This is a genomic window from Martinezella paranaensis (genome assembly GCF_014200235.1).
Classification (GTDB): domain Bacteria; phylum Pseudomonadota; class Alphaproteobacteria; order Rhizobiales; family Rhizobiaceae; genus Rhizobium; species Rhizobium paranaense.
In genome coordinates this window covers 454,608-469,859 of record NZ_JACHBI010000001.1, presented here as the reverse complement: position 1 = coordinate 469,859, position 15,252 = coordinate 454,608, and the positions used below count along the sequence as shown (strand labels likewise).

Annotated in this window: 17 protein-coding genes; 8 read left to right on the top strand and 9 right to left on the bottom strand. The window is 59.4% G+C overall.

Annotated elements, in window-relative coordinates; translation table 11 throughout:
• Positions 1-263 precede the first annotated feature (263 nt).
• From GGD50_RS02335 to GGD50_RS02325, 3 genes are all read left to right on the top strand, one after another.
• Positions 264-2,459, top strand: a complete 2,196-nt coding sequence (locus GGD50_RS02335; RefSeq protein ID WP_183937633.1) for a PBP1A family penicillin-binding protein — start codon at positions 264-266, stop codon at positions 2,457-2,459.
• 160 nt (positions 2,460-2,619) lie between these two features.
• Positions 2,620-3,207 (top strand): DUF1214 domain-containing protein, encoded by a 588-nt coding sequence (locus GGD50_RS02330; RefSeq protein WP_183937631.1) that lies wholly within the window; start codon positions 2,620-2,622, stop codon positions 3,205-3,207.
• Positions 3,200-3,748, top strand: coding sequence for a DUF1254 domain-containing protein (locus tag GGD50_RS02325; protein ID WP_183937629.1), 549 nt, complete (start codon positions 3,200-3,202; stop codon positions 3,746-3,748). Before GGD50_RS02330 ends, GGD50_RS02325 begins: the two co-directional genes overlap by 8 nt.
• A 135-nt stretch (positions 3,749-3,883) precedes the next feature.
• Here the strand turns inward: GGD50_RS02325 and GGD50_RS02320 are convergent, their stop codons facing one another.
• On the bottom strand, positions 3,884-4,051 hold the full coding sequence (locus GGD50_RS02320) for a hypothetical protein (protein WP_183937627.1): 168 nt from the start codon (positions 4,049-4,051) through the stop codon (positions 3,884-3,886).
• Positions 4,052-4,585: 534 nt separating this feature from the next.
• Between GGD50_RS02320 and GGD50_RS02315 the strand changes: the two genes are divergently transcribed.
• The 3 genes from GGD50_RS02315 (at position 4,586) to GGD50_RS02305 (ending at position 6,903) form a co-directional block, all read left to right on the top strand.
• A complete protein-coding gene (locus GGD50_RS02315) occupies positions 4,586-4,792 on the top strand; it encodes a hypothetical protein (RefSeq protein ID WP_183937625.1) in 207 nt (68 codons plus the stop codon).
• Between the two features lie 475 nt (positions 4,793-5,267).
• A complete protein-coding gene (locus GGD50_RS02310; protein ID WP_183937623.1) occupies positions 5,268-6,281 on the top strand; it encodes a DUF2336 domain-containing protein in 1,014 nt (337 codons plus the stop codon).
• A 100-nt stretch (positions 6,282-6,381) separates the two neighbouring features.
• A complete protein-coding gene (locus GGD50_RS02305) occupies positions 6,382-6,903 on the top strand; it encodes a GFA family protein (protein ID WP_183937621.1) in 522 nt (173 codons plus the stop codon).
• On the opposite strand, the gene GGD50_RS02300 is transcribed toward GGD50_RS02305, so the two are convergent.
• From GGD50_RS02300 to GGD50_RS02290, 3 genes are read right to left on the bottom strand one after another with little or no spacing between them, the layout of a single operon-like run.
• Positions 6,900-7,259, bottom strand: coding sequence for a DUF1491 family protein (locus GGD50_RS02300; RefSeq protein WP_183937619.1), 360 nt, complete (start codon positions 7,257-7,259; stop codon positions 6,900-6,902). The two genes, GGD50_RS02305 and GGD50_RS02300, sit on opposite strands and share 4 nt — an antisense overlap.
• Before the next feature lie 47 nt (positions 7,260-7,306).
• A complete protein-coding gene (locus GGD50_RS02295) occupies positions 7,307-8,347 on the bottom strand; it encodes a peptidoglycan-binding domain-containing protein (protein WP_183937617.1) in 1,041 nt (346 codons plus the stop codon).
• Positions 8,319-9,872 (bottom strand): ATP-binding protein, encoded by a 1,554-nt coding sequence (locus GGD50_RS02290; RefSeq protein WP_183937615.1) that lies wholly within the window; start codon positions 9,870-9,872, stop codon positions 8,319-8,321. Before GGD50_RS02290 ends, GGD50_RS02295 begins: the two co-directional genes overlap by 29 nt.
• 449 nt (positions 9,873-10,321) lie before the next feature.
• Between GGD50_RS02290 and GGD50_RS02285 the strand changes: the two genes are divergently transcribed.
• Both GGD50_RS02285 and GGD50_RS02280 read left to right on the top strand, forming a co-directional pair.
• Positions 10,322-10,798, top strand: coding sequence for a DUF5330 domain-containing protein (locus tag GGD50_RS02285; protein ID WP_183937613.1), 477 nt, complete (start codon positions 10,322-10,324; stop codon positions 10,796-10,798).
• Between the two features lie 139 nt (positions 10,799-10,937).
• On the top strand, positions 10,938-11,360 hold the full coding sequence (locus GGD50_RS02280) for a SufE family protein (protein WP_183937611.1): 423 nt from the start codon (positions 10,938-10,940) through the stop codon (positions 11,358-11,360).
• Between the two features lie 159 nt (positions 11,361-11,519).
• On the opposite strand, the gene GGD50_RS02275 is transcribed toward GGD50_RS02280, so the two are convergent.
• The 5 genes from GGD50_RS02275 to GGD50_RS02255 all read right to left on the bottom strand — a co-directional run bounded on the left by GGD50_RS02275 (position 11,520) and on the right by GGD50_RS02255 (position 15,249).
• Complete coding sequence (locus GGD50_RS02275) at positions 11,520-11,951, bottom strand: Ros/MucR family transcriptional regulator (RefSeq protein WP_104822432.1); 432 nt, start codon at positions 11,949-11,951, stop codon at positions 11,520-11,522.
• A gap of 535 nt (positions 11,952-12,486) precedes the next feature.
• Positions 12,487-12,849, bottom strand: a complete 363-nt coding sequence (gene mnhG, locus GGD50_RS02270; protein WP_183937609.1) for a monovalent cation/H(+) antiporter subunit G — start codon at positions 12,847-12,849, stop codon at positions 12,487-12,489.
• The gene (locus GGD50_RS02265) at positions 12,849-13,217 is read right to left on the bottom strand and encodes a cation:proton antiporter (RefSeq protein ID WP_183937607.1); all 369 of its coding nucleotides are present in this window, start codon (positions 13,215-13,217) and stop codon (positions 12,849-12,851) included. Before GGD50_RS02265 ends, mnhG begins: the two co-directional genes overlap by 1 nt.
• Complete coding sequence (locus GGD50_RS02260) at positions 13,214-13,687, bottom strand: Na+/H+ antiporter subunit E (protein ID WP_183937605.1); 474 nt, start codon at positions 13,685-13,687, stop codon at positions 13,214-13,216. The genes GGD50_RS02265 and GGD50_RS02260 overlap by 4 nt, the downstream gene beginning before the upstream one ends.
• Positions 13,684-15,249, bottom strand: a complete 1,566-nt coding sequence (locus GGD50_RS02255) for a Na+/H+ antiporter subunit D (RefSeq protein ID WP_183937603.1) — start codon at positions 15,247-15,249, stop codon at positions 13,684-13,686. Before GGD50_RS02255 ends, GGD50_RS02260 begins: the two co-directional genes overlap by 4 nt.
• Positions 15,250-15,252: the final 3 nt, after the last annotated feature.

Genomic DNA, 15,252 nt, shown 5'->3' with positions numbered 1-15,252 from the left:
CGTCCTCGCCGCTCGCGAGGGAAATGCGGGCTGCGGCATGCATGTCTCTTGTTCTTTTCCCTAAATCAACCAATTATTCAATTCGCGCCTCTATGAGAGGATAGGCTTTGCGTGTCCTTCTGCATAATTCCTTACAATCGGAACCGATTTAAGGATAAAATTATGCAGCAGATTTAAAGTGCTACAGCGACCTTTACGCGTCACATGTGATGCGCGGCGCTGTAGGGGAAGCGCGATGCGGCATTGTGGTCGGGAAGTAGAGCGTGGAAGACCCATCCAACCCAGAGAACGGGCCAGAGACCAAGCCCGATGCACAGCCGGAAGGCCAAGCGAAGCAGCGGCCGCGCCGGAAGCGGCATTTTTTCCTGCGTATCGATTCCTGGATCGACTCTACCCTATGGAACGCAGGCTTTCGCCTCGCGGAACTCTGGGAAGATATCACCATTTTCTTCCGACGGTTCCGCACCCGCGGCTGGAAGCGCATCCTGTTCGAACTGCTTGGCGAAGGGCTGACGCTCGGCACCGCCGGTTCCATCGTCATGCTCGTGCTCGCAGCGCCGGCTTTCGAAGCCACGCAAGGGGACTGGCGCAACCGCGGCAATTTCGCCGTCACCTTCCTCGATCGCTACGGCAATGTCGTCGGCCATCGCGGCATCATTCATGAGAATTCGGTGCCGGTGGACCAATTGCCGGACTATTTCATCAAGGCGGTTCTCGCGACCGAAGACCGCCGCTTCTTCGACCACTTCGGTATCGACGTCTTCGGCCTGTTCCGGGCACTGACCGTCAATGCGCAAGCTGGCGGCGTTGTTCAGGGTGGCTCGACGCTGACGCAACAGCTCGCCAAGAACATCTTCCTCAGCAACGAGCGCTCAATCGACCGCAAGATCAAGGAAGCCTTCCTCGCGATCTGGCTGGAGGCCAATCTTTCCAAGAAGCAGATCCTGAGTCTCTATCTTGATCGCACCTATATGGGCGGCGGAACCTTCGGTGCGGCCGCGGCAGCACAATTCTATTTCGGCAAGAGCATCAGCGACGTCAACCTGGCCGAGGCGGCGATGCTGGCGGGTCTGTTCAAGGCGCCGGCGAAATATGCGCCGCATGTCAACCTGCCGGCTGCACGCGCCCGCGCCAACGATGTCCTCACCAACCTCGTGCAAAGCGGTCTGATGACCGAGGGGCAAGTCATCGCCGCCAGGCGCAATCCCGCCTCCGTCGTCGATCGTGCTCAGATCGAATCCCCGGACTTCTTCCTCGATTGGGCCTTCGACGAGGTGCAGCGGCTGGCTGTCCATTTCCCCGAGCGTTCGCTGATCGTCCGCACGACCATCGACATGGGCCTGCAGAAGGCTGCGGAGGATTCGATCGAATCCAGCCTGATGGAATACGGCGAGCGCTATCACGCCAGCCAGGGCGCGAGCGTCATGATCGAAAACGGCGGCGCGGTGCGCGCCATGGTCGGCGGCCGGGACTACGGCGAAAGCCAGTTCAACCGTGCCACCAAGGCACTGCGCCAGCCGGGGTCGTCCTTCAAGATCTACACCTATTCCGTCGCGATGGAGAGCGGCATGACGCCGACATCGACCATCGTCGACGCGCCGATCACCTGGGGCAACTGGAGCCCGCACAACTACGAAAACCGTTATGAAGGCAAGGTGACGCTGACCCAGGCGATCGCACAGTCGATCAACACCATTCCCGTGCGCCTTGCCAAGGAGAAATTCGGCATCCAGCCGATCCGCGACATGGCGAAGAACTTGGGCGTGGAAACCCCGATCCGCAACGACAAGACCATTCCGATCGGCACTTCGGAAGTGACCGTACTCGATCAGGCAACGGCCTATTCCGTATTCCCGGCTGACGGCATGCAGTCGCGCCGCCACGGCGTCGCGCAGATCATGGGCTATGACGGCAAGGTGCTCTACGATTTCAGTCGCGATGAGCCGCCGGCCAAACGGGTGCTCTCCGAAAAAGCCAATTCTTACATGAACCAGATGCTAACCCAGATTCCGATCATCGGTACCGGGCGCAAGGCAGCCCTCGAGCGCGGCATCGTCGTCGGCGGCAAGACTGGCACGACGCAAGCCTATCGCGATGCCTGGTTCATCGGCTTCACCGGCAATTACACCTGCGCTGTCTGGTTCGGCAACGACGACTATACTTCGACCAACAACATGACGGGCGGCACGCTGCCGGCGATGACCTTCAAGAAGATCATGGACTATGCCCACCAGGGCATCGTGCTGAAACCGATCCCCGGCATCGACAATCCCTTCCCGGTGCAAAAGCCGCAGACCGTGGCCGCCAAGAAAGCTGCGACGCCCGACGACAATCCCCTGCCCCCGCTCATCCGGCCGCGCTCGCTGTCGGTGGATTCCACGAAAATCCTGCGCGATATCGGCGAGAAGCTGAAGGCGGCAGCGCCGCCTGCCGCGCAGAAAATGGCAGCGGCGGAGTGAAATTGGGCTGCCCGCGGCTTTATGCTCGCCAAGTCCGAACCGACCTCTTGTTACCGCTGCTTTTGGTGCGGCAAGTCCGCTAAACAACCGCCTGCACTTCCCCCGCCCGTCAGAATCAGGGATAAATCGCCCTCTGATTGGTCACGAGGACGATCTTAGAGTGTTCCGGGTTCCCTTTCTTGTCGCGCTTTCACTGGTGATCGCCTTTGGCGGGGGAATCCTGTTCACGCTTTTTGCGCTGGATGCGACCTCGGGTTTCGGTGCGATCAAGCTCGGCGCCTGGCAGGCATTTCCCGAAATGCACACGGCCGACGCCGATCCTTACGCGAAATCGCATCGCGCCCGCGCCGGACGATTGCTTTATGGCACCGCGGAGGGGCTGGTGTTCACCGCCTCCGACGACGATGCCGGCGCGCGGCTGACGGCGGGATGCAGCTATCGCATCTCGGGCCAGACGCCGCCGGCGCGGCTGTGGACGCTGTTCATCGCAGGCGATGACGGCGAGCCGCTCAGCGAATCCACCGATCGGCCGTCTGCGCTCAATTCCTGGATCGTGCTGCGCAATCCGGATTCGAGCTTCTCCATTACCGTTTCACCGGACGCACAAGCGGGTAATTGGCTGGCGCTGCCCGCTTCCGGCAACTTCCGCCTGGTGTGGACGCTCTTCGATTCGCCTGCGGCCGGCAATTCCGGCCTTATCGATCTATCCATGCCGAAGCTCCAGAAAATCGGGTGCGGCCATGTTTAGGGTCGTCTTCACCATTCTGACAGGCCTGCTTGGCGCTACACTCCTGCACGTCATCATCATCCTCTCCCTGCCGCATTTTTCCGACCGCGACGCCTATACCCGCGTCGAGGATGAGGGCGATGAAAACCACTTCTATATGCTTGATTACAAGGATGACGATGCGGGGCTTTCCAACAGCGATCCCTACATCCGCACGGCTGTCTGCGCCTTCGATATCGAGACTCAGCCGATCCGGCTGACGGCCAAGGGAAAGGTGCCCTTCTGGTCGCTGTCGGTCTATGATGCCGCATCGAACGAGGTTTTCAGCATGAGCGACCGCACCTCGGTCGGCGGCGTGCTGGATTTGCTGCTCGCCTCGCCGATCCAGCTCACGGGTATCCGCAAGGCCTTGCCGCCGTCGCTCGCGCAATCGATCCTGGTCGAGGCGCCGCGCGCGCAGGGCTATGTCGTGCTGCGCACAATGGCGCCCCAGGCGAGCTTTGATGACGCCGCCCGAAGCTTCCTGTCGGAAGCCGGATGCGATGTGTTTGATGGACGCTAAGATTTAGTTGCAAAGCTCAAGGCCGAGCCCGGTAAGAGCCGGCAAGTGGCTCGCACGCGTATCGTGGCTCGGGCCACAGTACCGAAACCGCCCAGGCGGGGTCGCGCCGGCGCATCTCGCCGGCACTCTGCCGAACTACTTGCCCTTCGCCCGCTTCGATCCCGTTCCGGGACGATGGGAGCTGACGTCGAGGCGTTCGTAACGCACGCCGGTGAACAGAAGAATCTTCGCCTCGACCGGCTCCTTCTGAGCCCGTAGCGGCAAGCGCGATCTTCGATCCAAAAGGGATATGATCTCTGCCATTCTCGTCTCCATTTACGGCCCGAGACGGATGAAGCGACTAATTTCATCCTGCCCGCTATTCCAAAGCGGGCTAGCGTTCCCCAAAGTCTTCGCCGCCTCCTGCGGCTATGACAAAAGGGCATTCACGCCATTCTCACGGCATTCCCCAGACACCGTGACATGGACGCCCAACTGTGGCGGCCATGCGAATAATCATGCGACTAAACTCTGCAAATCGCCGTTATCACCCGAATTGAGACATACTGTAGTTAACAGAATGCTAATCATCGCCGCGCCTCGCTTCGGCATTTCCTCTGCTCTCGCGGCACCGTGATCATCTAACGCTGAGAAGACGGATTTGGTTTCATATGCGATGTAAAAATCTCTGGAATCATTTGAGCCGTAAAACATTGCAGAATCATAGTTTTAGACAAACAAAGGCCATTATTCGCAAATAGCCGCGCAACCCGTGCGTTGCAGAAAAGTGTCACGCAAATATTATTTGCTGCAGCAAAAATTTAACGTATTGTAGAGGGCGAAATTTGAGGGCGGGCAATGTCAGTGACGACCAATTCCTTCTTTTCTCCGGAGGACGTTATCGTGCTGCGCGGCGCGTTGGATAAATGGTGCCTGGAAAAGCGCATCGATATCAAAAGCACCGAGGCGCAGTTCGCGGCAACGGCGGCGATCGGCCTTTTTCAATCCGGCTACAATACCTCGGAAAGACTGCTAGCCGCCTTGCGGGAGCATAAGGGGCTCTGAGCCTTTGATGCTGCGAGCAAAGCTCTGAGAACTCCCCTCTTCAACGAAAATCGGCCTCAGACTGTCGAGTCCATCCACGGGGCAACCTCCCTACGCCTATGGCAAACCGACGAATCCCCTATAAGTTGAGCGCAACCTTCAGCGGATGGCGGCGAAGCAGTTTTCGTCAGGGTTGAATGCCCGCAAACGCAGACAGTCCGGCGAAAATTCGCTCGCTACCTTGGCGCAAGCTTAACGCGCAATTTTTATTTGGATTTTAATAAAGTCTTCACCAACCGTTAACTCTGCGCCCCTTACTCTTCCGAAAAAGCCAGATCAGGACGACCGTGTCCACGCCCGTTTCGATAGCCATAGCTGATTGCGCCCGCGAGAACCAAAGCGCGATCCGGCTCGGCCAAAGAAAGAGGCAGCGCCGCATGGATTTGCCGATCCGGTTCCCGTCTTTTTTGTTTTGCGTATCAGTATGGGTGTTGGCGTGCGTGACCGGTTTCGAGATCTCGAAGAGCCTGCGACAGTCCGCAAGAAAGACGTGGTTCTGATGGCGACGGTCACCAGTTTCGAAGGCCTGAAACATCCGTCGAAATCTGAGCTTCGCCAGTTTGCCGAACTCTTCACGCCTGTCTTCCAGGCCTCATCCGAGGAAGCAAAACGTCAGGCCGTCGCCGCACTCTCACAATGCGCGACCGTGCCGCCGCCCGTCTCCCTTTTCATCGGCTGCCAGCCGATCGCCATTGCCGCTCCGTTTTTGACGAGTTCGCAGGCAATCGACGACGATACGCTGATCACCATCGCCCGCACACAGGGTGCCGCGCATGCGAAAGCGATCGTCCGCCGGCCGTCGCTATCTCCGAAAGTCATCGACGCCCTTGTCAGCCTGCACCAGGCTGAGCCGGAACGCGGCATGACCCTATCGGCTTCCTCAGTGGCCGCTCCGGCCCCGCAGCCGGAACCGAGCGCCGTCGATGTCGAGGCCGAGCGTCTCGCCCGTGAAGAAGCCCTGCGACAGAAGATCAAGCAGGTCGCCCGCCATCTCGCCCGAGACAATAACGACCGTCTGGGCCTTCGCAGTCTTTCCGATGTGCAGGAAGCATTGCTGGTGCGTTTCGCCCGTGAACGCGAGGCCCAGCAATTTGCCGCCACGCTTGCCGACGCGCTTTCCTCCAGCCGCTGGCTTGCCGAGCGCATCATGATCGATACATCAGGCCAGCAACTGGCGGTGACGCTGACCAGCCTTGGCATGGGCTTTGCCGATGCCGTGTATGCGCTGGAGCGCTTCTATCCGCATCTGGCCGAACAGCATGGCACCGTCAGCCGCGCCTGGTTGGTGCTCGACAGCATCGATGCGGAGGAAAGTCAGGCCCGTGTCGAGGCCTGGCGCCGCGCCGACCGCTATACCTATCTGCCGCCGGAACAGAAGCCTGCAGCGCCACTTTTTGGCCCCAAGGCAAGTCAGATCCGCGAATTGCGTGTGGTCAGCCGGTCACGGTGACATAGTCGTTCGCCAGTTCTTGGCGTGTCGCCTCTTCCCATTGCGTGGTAGCATTGCAGTCTGATCGCCAGCCTGCCGACCTCTCCACGCGGATAGCGACATGACCCGTGATACGACTGCCCATTCATTGACCGGTGGCTGCCAATGCGGCGCCATTCGCTTTGCCTGCGACCTTCCCCCTCAAAACGTGCATGTGTGCCATTGCCGGATGTGCCAGAAAGCGGTCGGCGGTCCGTTTGCCGTCATCTGCCCTGTCATGAAGACGGCGTTTCGGGTGACGCGGGGCACGCTTTCCTGGTTTCACAGTTCCGCCATGGCGCGACGCGGTTTCTGCAAGGATTGCGGCACGCCGATGATTTTCGAATATCCGGAATTCGAAGACATAGGCATTCTCGCGGGAACCTTCGACCAGCCCGATGGGGTGCCGCCGGTTGTTCAATATGGCAATGAGAGCCGGGTCTCCTGGTATTCCAGCTTGCATGAACTCCCGGGAGATCATTCGACCTACGCGGTCGATCCGAATGGATACCTGCCCCGCATCATCGCGTCGAACCGGCAGCATCCCGACCATGACACCAACGAATGGCCGCCGGGAACAGGCTCAAAGGACCGCCTACCCTAAAGCTTGTCGCGATCTTTCAGATTCGCCAGCGGCACGATGTCGGCGATATCATCGGTCTCCAGCTCGATGATCCAGAGATCGGGGTCGAATTTCAGCTCACGGTCCAGCGTCTGCCTGATATCTTCCGCTTCCTTGCGATCCAAGCGGACTTCGAACAGGCGCGTCCCGCTCTCCTCTTCATCGAAGAAGCTTTGCGGAGCGGGGGCATAGAGTGTTTCCAGCCCGTCGCGAAAACGCTGGCGGATGAAGATCGCTCCGGCCTCCTCCGCCCCCTTGTGCTCCACGGCGGCGAAATCGCCACGGGCAAAAAGACGGCGGGTCAAGGCGGAAACGAAGATGTCGCTGCGCAATCTCATGGCTGAGCTATAGCGAGCGGTTGGAAGCGAAGCAATCAAGGGAAGGATTAAAGCGCGCCGATGTCCTGCAGTTTCTTCAGGACCGCCAAGTCGGGCTCGCCGGTTTCCGGCAGTCGGTAGTGCTTCTGGAAACGGCGGATGGCGGCCTTCGTCTGTTCGCCGGCAACGCCGTCGACGCTGACATTGCTGTAGGCGATGTTGCTAAGGCCCTTCTGGATCTGCATCACCATGTTGACGGTATTGACCGCGTCGCTTGGCGCGCTTCTGGGCGCGGCACCCGGCCGGATATCCTTCTCCGCACTCTGAATGGCTGCGGCGACGGGATCGATGGCGGAAGCTTTGGCGGAAACATTGATAGGCCGCTCCGCCGGGACAGCCGCAACGCCCGTTTTGGCGGGGGCGTGGGTGCCGGCGTCACTGGCCTTTAACGCGGCCAGCAGATCCGGGCTTGCTACGCCGGTCTGCGCCAGGCCGGACGCTTCCTGAAAGAACAGAATGGCGGCAGTCGTGCGCGATCCGACGACACCGTCGGCGGCGCCGTCATAAAGGCCGTGGCGGATCAGTTCGGCCTGCACGTCGGCAACCAGCTTCGATGGGGCCGTTGTGGCCGCAGCCGGCGCTTGTGTTGCCGACAGGCTGGCGGTTTGAGCGGGTGCGCTGGGCGAAGCGGCATTCGCCGCCGTCGCATCCTGCCGCTCGATGCGGAATGTGGTGACATTGCCGGTATCGGCCTGCTGCGCATGCAGGAAGGGCTTGCGGCCGGGGATCTGATAGGGGGAGTTGGGGTCACGCGTGCGCAGCAATGGCGACGGGTGCGTGCCCGACTGATACCAGAGCGCATTGGCAGTCACGAAACCAAAGACCGCGAAAAAGATTGCGATACCGGCGGCGACTGCCGGATGCCGGCCGACAACACCGCCGCATAAGGTGGCTAAGGCACCGACGCCACGCACGCCGAGGCCGCCCAGCGCGCCAGCACCGCGCAGGCCAAGGCTGCCAACGGCAACCGCCCCCCGGGAAGCAAGGCCGGGCTGCTTGCGCTTGCCCCGGCCCTTTCCCTTAGGCGATTTTCGCTTTTGCGGGGCCATTCACCTCTTCCTCTTTGCGCTTCTCGCTCATCTCCAGATTATGTTTCAGACGTGGCGGAAAATCGACCGTGCGGTTGACATCCACAGGCTGTTGAACCGTCACGGCGCCGGAGCCGTCAAACGGGATAAGGATCGTGATAACAGTGCCCTCGCCGGGCGCGCTGGCAATGGCGAAACTGCCGCCATGGAGCGCCACCAGCCCCTTGACCAGCGACAGGCCAAGCCCGGTGCCCGCGTAGCGGCGGGTATAATCATTCTGAATCTGTACGAAAGGCTGGCCGAGCGAGGCGAGCCGCTCGGTAGCGATGCCGATGCCGGTGTCGCTGACCGAGAGCTTCAGCATCCCATCGGTCATTGCCGCATCGATGGTGACCGCGCCGCCCGCATCGGTGAACTTGATGGCGTTGCCGACGAGGTTGATGAGTATCTGCTGTATGGCGCGCTGGTCGGCGACGATCTCGCCGAGACCGCGCTGCACCCGGCTCGTCAACGTCAACCCCTTTTCCTTTGCCTGCAGAGCCAGCATCGCTTCGCAAGCGCCGATGGAGGCTTCGATAGGGAAAGGCTCGAGCAGAAGTTCGTAGCGGCCGGCCTCGATCTTGCTCATGTCGAGCATGGTGTTGACCACCGAGAGCAGGTGCGCGCCCGACTGGCGGATCAGGCCGACATATTCGCGCTGGCGATTGTTCTCGAGCTTGCCGAAATATTCGCCGCTGAGGATATCGGAAAAACCGAGGATGGCATTGAGCGGCGTGCGCAGCTCGTGGCTGACGGCGGCCAGGAAGCGCGACTTGGCGTCATTGGCCGATTCCGCTTCTGCCGCCTTGCGGGCAGCCTGCTCGCGAAGCTGCTGATCATAGGAAATGTCACGCGACTGGGTGACGATCCCGGTCAACCGGCCCTCGCTGTCGCGTCGCGCACTCAGTTCCATGCGGATATGGACAAACTGGTCGTTGCCCTCGACAACGGCCGAACGTTCCAGGCGCAAATCGACGCCGAGGGCTTCACTGCCCTGACGAAGCTTGTCGACCGCCTGCAGAAACAGGATGCGGTCGGAGACATGCACTTGCTCGACAAAACCGCGGCCGGAGGGATCGCGCATCCAGCTCAGGAATTCGGAACGATCGCGACCGCCAACAGCGGTGACGCTGCCCTGCGGATCGAACAGGAGCACAAGACCAGAAGCTGCTTCCAGCATCAGATCGCGATGCTCGACGACAACGGCCTCGACCGGCAGGGATGCGGGACGCAGGCGCGATAGAGCAATGCTGCCGACGGCGGAAAAGAGAAATCCAGCGCAGACGGTGGCGACGCCAACCGGCAGAGCCACGGCGGGGCTGGTAATAAAGGAGAGCCCTGCGGGAACGACGACAAGTGCCACAGAAGAGGCGAGCGCGAGCCGGCGCAGGATCGCCAACTCCGGTTCACGGACCTCACCGTTCCCGCTTGTCCGGGAGAGCCAGCTTCCGCCTGCCCGGTCCACGAGGGCTCCAGCCCTGCCAACAATGTTACTCAATACGCGCACACCAAAACCCGTACAAACGGTCTGTTATTCAACCGCACAATAGGCCTTTGCGACTTAAGGAAACAATAAAGGACGGGTGCGCGGATCCGTCGAAAAAGCCCGAAAATCTCGTTTTGACGCACATCGCGAGACCTTTGGTTTTTGTGGTTAACAGCGGGTAAGCAGCGGATTTTATTTAGATTTCCGTCACACGTTAACCTTTATGCGGAGGCCGGCGCCCGCAAGGCCCGGGATATCAGGCAGATCGGCCGAGACATACTTAACAGCAATCGCTACAATTCGACATAAATACGCGTGAAATGCCGATTGCTACAATTTGAATCAAATTTGCCGAAAATGCATCCAAGTTTTGAAAAGCGGTGTTGTCCTCTGTCGAATAGGGTCTGAGCACATCAGAAAAACGAATTCGATCGGCAGCAAGACCGAACGAAATAGAGGATGGCAAGACAATGTGGTTTCTCATTAGAGCAGGGTTCTGGTTTTCACTGGTTCTCATGTTCCTGCCGATCTTCGCGAAGCCCGAGGGTGCGCCGCGATCGGCGGACGAACCGAAGGTACAGGTTTCCGATGCCTTCTCGGCCGCAAGCGGCGTCATGCAATATGTCGGCGCCATGTGCACGGAGAAACCCGATGTCTGCCTGAAAGGCGGCGAAACGCTGACCGCACTCGGCTACCAAGCCCGTGACGGCGCCCGCGTCGCCTATGATCTCCTCGGCCAGCACTTTAAGGACGACAAGTCCGGCGAACAGGCGGCCGCCAGCCAGGCTGCGTCCGCCCCCGCCGTCAATCGTGAACAGGCTGTTGCCGTGGCACAGCCCATGCCCGCCAAGCGCACGCTCAACACCGAGACTGCCGATGCGGTCGTCACCGGCACCGTCAGGCTGCCGTCTTATATTCCGGTACCGCTGCCGAAGCCGCGCACCTGATATCCGCTTCCATCGATGACTATGCCTCCCCTTTATGCGCCGTGAGCCTGCCATCGCTCACGGCGTTCTTTTTTGTCATGGGTTCAAATCATCGGCCTTTTCACCTATATCCAAGCAAATAGACAATTGGACTGGCATGATGGCAACGCTTGAACAGATCATTGACGATTTCTCCTTCCTGGATGACTGGGAGGACCGCTATCGCTATGTGATCGAGCTGGGCAAAGCGCTGCCGGATCTACCTGAAGAGAAACGGACACTGGAAAACAAGGTGCAGGGCTGCGCCAGCCAGGTCTGGTTGGTGACCCATGCTGCGGGCGATCCGGAAAATCCTGTCCTGACCTTTGAAGGTGATTCGGATGCGCATATCGTGCGCGGGCTGGTGGCGATCGTGCTCACCACCTATTCCGGTAAGCAGGCGTCCGAGATCGCAGCACTCGATGCTCTCGACGTCTTCGGCAAGATCGGCCTCGTCGAACATCTTTCGTCACAGCGCGCCAATGGATTGCGCTCGATGATCAAACGTATCCGCGAAGAGGCGATAATACGCGCCGCGGCATAGATTGAGCCACATTGCCGATACGAAAAAACCCGGCTCGAAAGCCGGGTTTTTTGTCGATGGCATCGTTGGTTCAGGAACTTAGAGCGCTTCACCGCTCTATCCTATTGTTTTTACGCAATTCCGGACGGAAAACCGCTATGCACTTTTCCTGGAATTGCTCTAGCGGCTACCGCGCTTGCGGCGCTGGCCAAGGCCCATTTCCTTCGCGAGGCGCGAGCGGGCTTCGGCGTAGGCAGGCGCAACCATCGGGTAATCAGCCGCCAAATCCCACTTCTCACGATATTCTTCAGGCGAAAGACTGTGATGAGTCATCAGGTGGCGCTTCAACGACTTGAAGCTGCCGCCGCATTCAAGGCAGGTGATCTGATCATCCTGTACCGATTTACGAACGGATACGGCCGGCTTCTGCTTTTCAACCACGGTAACGGCAGGAGCCGGCGCCGAGGTGTTGCTCAAGGCGGAATGTACGTCGGAAATCAGATTCGGAAGGTCGCTGACCGGGACTACATGATTGCTGACATAAGCCGCCACGATGTCGGCGGTTAGCTCAACCAGCAAATCCTGGCCATTGCCAAGGGCCGTATCTGTCATTTTGTTCTCCTGTTCATCGGCTTGCCTACTGCGTTACGCCCCCCTGTGGAGCACGTTAAAACACAGCATTGCTTTACAAGTTGCGCACAATCATCGAAAACCGCCCTGATTTTCAAAGTGCATGCGCTGGACACACCGCGCGAACGGCATGGCCATATTCGTAGCAGCCAGCAAAAAAACGGGGCATTTCATGCCAATTTGCCCGCAATACGAAATCCACCCCTAGACTTCGTGCAACGAAACCCGTTTTTATACCGCCTGACGATAGAATCAGTGATGACGGAGGTAGGTCCGTCAATCCTTAACCGGAAGAAAGTTTTGCCCGCCGTTGTTTGAAAGAAAGATCAAAGCATTGGGCGCTTAAAGCCGGCTGAGACTAACTCAACATCAGAACTCTACTTGAATCTGGATTACCACTCTTTCTCCAAATGTCCAGTTTTTAATTCTATCATTTCTTTGCAAAATTCTCATCTATTAAAAATAGGTAACTAACGACGAGAATTTCTATTCACTTTTCTGGCAATCCACGCGTTTGTTAGCTTTTCATTTTGTAAGAACGCCGCTCCATCAGTCCTTTCGCAAGATCATCGCGCACGGATGGCGCCATTAACCTGTGACCAGCTTTGTGAGCGGCACGCGCGAGAAGATGGGCGGAAATCGGCGCGGTCAAGACGAAAAACACAAAACCTGCCAATGCCCGCGCCAATATCGGCAGTTCCTGGGAATGAAAACCGACTGCAAGTAGCAACAGACCGGAACCGACCGTGCCCGCCTTCGAAGCGGCGTGCATGCGGCTATAGAGATCCGGCAGGCGGACGATACCGATCGACGCAATGAGCGAAAACAACGCGCCCGCCAGCAGCAGGAAGGCGACGATGATGGCAGCGACCAGTTCCATTACCGCCCTCCTTTCTTGCGACGGCTATTCTTGCGAACCCGTTTTCTTTCCGCCGCAGTCGCTGCCGATGGCTGTCGTTCGGCATTCTCCGATGTGCCATGGGTCAGGATGAACCGGGCAAAGGCGATCGTGGCCAGGAACCCGACAAGACCGAGCGCGATGGCGATGTCGATATAGAGTGTAAAGCCGGTTTTGATGGCGATGACGGCGATGAAGCCGATGGCGATCGCCGTCAGCATGTCGAGCGCCAGCACCCTGTCCGGCAAAGTCGGACCAACCACCACACGAAAGACGGTGAGCAGCAGGGCCAGGCTGAGAATAGCAAGCGATACCGTGGCGGCAGCGGAAACGATGGAAGCGGCAATCATCGGAACGCCTCCATGATTCGGCGCTCGAACCCATCGGCTATGCCGCGTTTCACCGCCTCCGGGTCGGAGCAATCGAGCGCGTGCACGTAGAGCGTCTTGCGGTCGTCGGAAACGTCGACGGAAAGCGTGCCGGGCGTCAAGGTAATGAGATTGGCGAGCAGGGTGATCTCGAAATCGCGGTCCACCGTCAGTGGAAAGGCGAAGATGCCGGGCTTCACATCCATTTTCGGGCTCATGACGGTGACCGCGACTGCCCATGCCGATTTGGCGAGTTCACGCAGGAACAGCAGCAATAGCTGCAGAATCCGCCCGATACGCCCGAGATAGGGTACGCCGCCGTAGGACCCGCGCAGGGTCGCCAGAACGAGTGCCGCGAGGACGAAGCCAAGAACGAGATTAAGGAAGGAGGCGCTGCCAGTGACGGCAACCCAGACGATGGCGAGTAGCAGGTTGAAGACGAACAGGATCATTGGGCTCCCGCTCCTGCCGGAAAGACGGAATGCAGATAGGCCGAGGGGTCTTCGAGGCCACCGGCGGCAAGCTGCGTCAGATGCAACAGCCGCTCCGGAAACAGCCCAAAGCCTATGACCAAGGCGGCAAGGACGGCCAGCGGCAAGCCGGCCTGCCAGGCAATCGGCTGTGGCACCGCAGCGTCCTGTGCAGTTCCTGGACGCCAATAGACGAGGAGAAAGATGCGGCCAAAGACAATGGTGGTGAGAAAGCCGGTCAACAGGATCGCAGCGGCAATCCACCATGCGCCCATGTCGAGCGCTGCCTTCACTAGGATAACCTTGGGCCAGAAGCCGGAAAATGGCGGCAGGCCGCACGCGGCGAAAAACATCACGAGCGACAGACCGGCGAACCAGCCGCTTTGCCGGTAAAGCCCGCCAAGAGTGGCGAGCGAGAAACCGCCACCAAGCTTCGCCACCTGGCCGGCCAACAGATAAAGCGCCGTCATCAGCACCATGGAATGCAGTGCATAGAAGATCGTGCCACTGAGGCCGCTGGCACTGCCAAGCGCGACGCCCGCCAGCATCGTGCCGATACCGGAAATGACGACATAGCCGAACAGGCGGCGGAGATCGCTTTCGCCGAGCGCACCGAGCACACCTACCAGCATGGTTGCAATGGCAACGATGCTCGTGATCGGGCCGAGCCCGGCACGCTCGACGGGCAGCAGCATCACCAGAACCCTGATCAGGGCATAAATGCCGACCTTGGTAAGCAAACCGGCGAAGAGCGCCGAAACCGTGATACGCGGCGTATGGTAAGATGCCGGCAGCCAGAAATTGACCGGGAAAGCTGCGGCCTTCATGCCGAAAGCGAGGAGGAACAGGCCGGCAAGCGTCATCAATGGTGCCGCGTTGCCGGGCGCCCTCGCCTTCATGGCGATATCGGCCATATTGAGCGTGCCGAAGACTGCATAGAGATAGCCGACGGAAACGAGAAACAGTGTCGTGGCGATAAGGTTCAGCACTGCATATTTCAAAGCACCATCGATTTGCTCACGCTCCGATCCGAGGATCAGCAGGCCGAAGGAGGAAATCAGCAGCACTTCGAACCAGACATAGAGATTGAAGACGTCGCCGGTCAGAAATGCACCGCTGACGCCGGCAAGCAACAGCATGAGAAAAGGAAAGAAGCCGTAGCGACGGCCGCCCTCCGTAATCTCGCCAAGCGCATAGAGGCTCGCTGCCAGTGCCACGACGGCGGCCGCCAGCGCCATGACCGCGCCGAGAAGGTCGGCACTGAAGGCAATGCCGAATGGCGGCAGCCAGCGGCCCATGACCATGGTTACCGGCCCCTCGTTGGCGACCTTATGGAGCAAAGCGGCATCGATCAGCACCAGCAGGGCCAGGCCGGGTATGGCGATCCAGCCCTGCAACGCCGTGCGATCACGTAACATCATCAGAATTGCGCCGAGGCCGATGCATAGGGCCACCGGCAGGATCACCAGCCAATGACCGGCCTGCACCGGCGCTGTCACCAGCGCGGCGGAAAGATCGAGGGCGGTGTTGGTTGGTGCCGCCATATC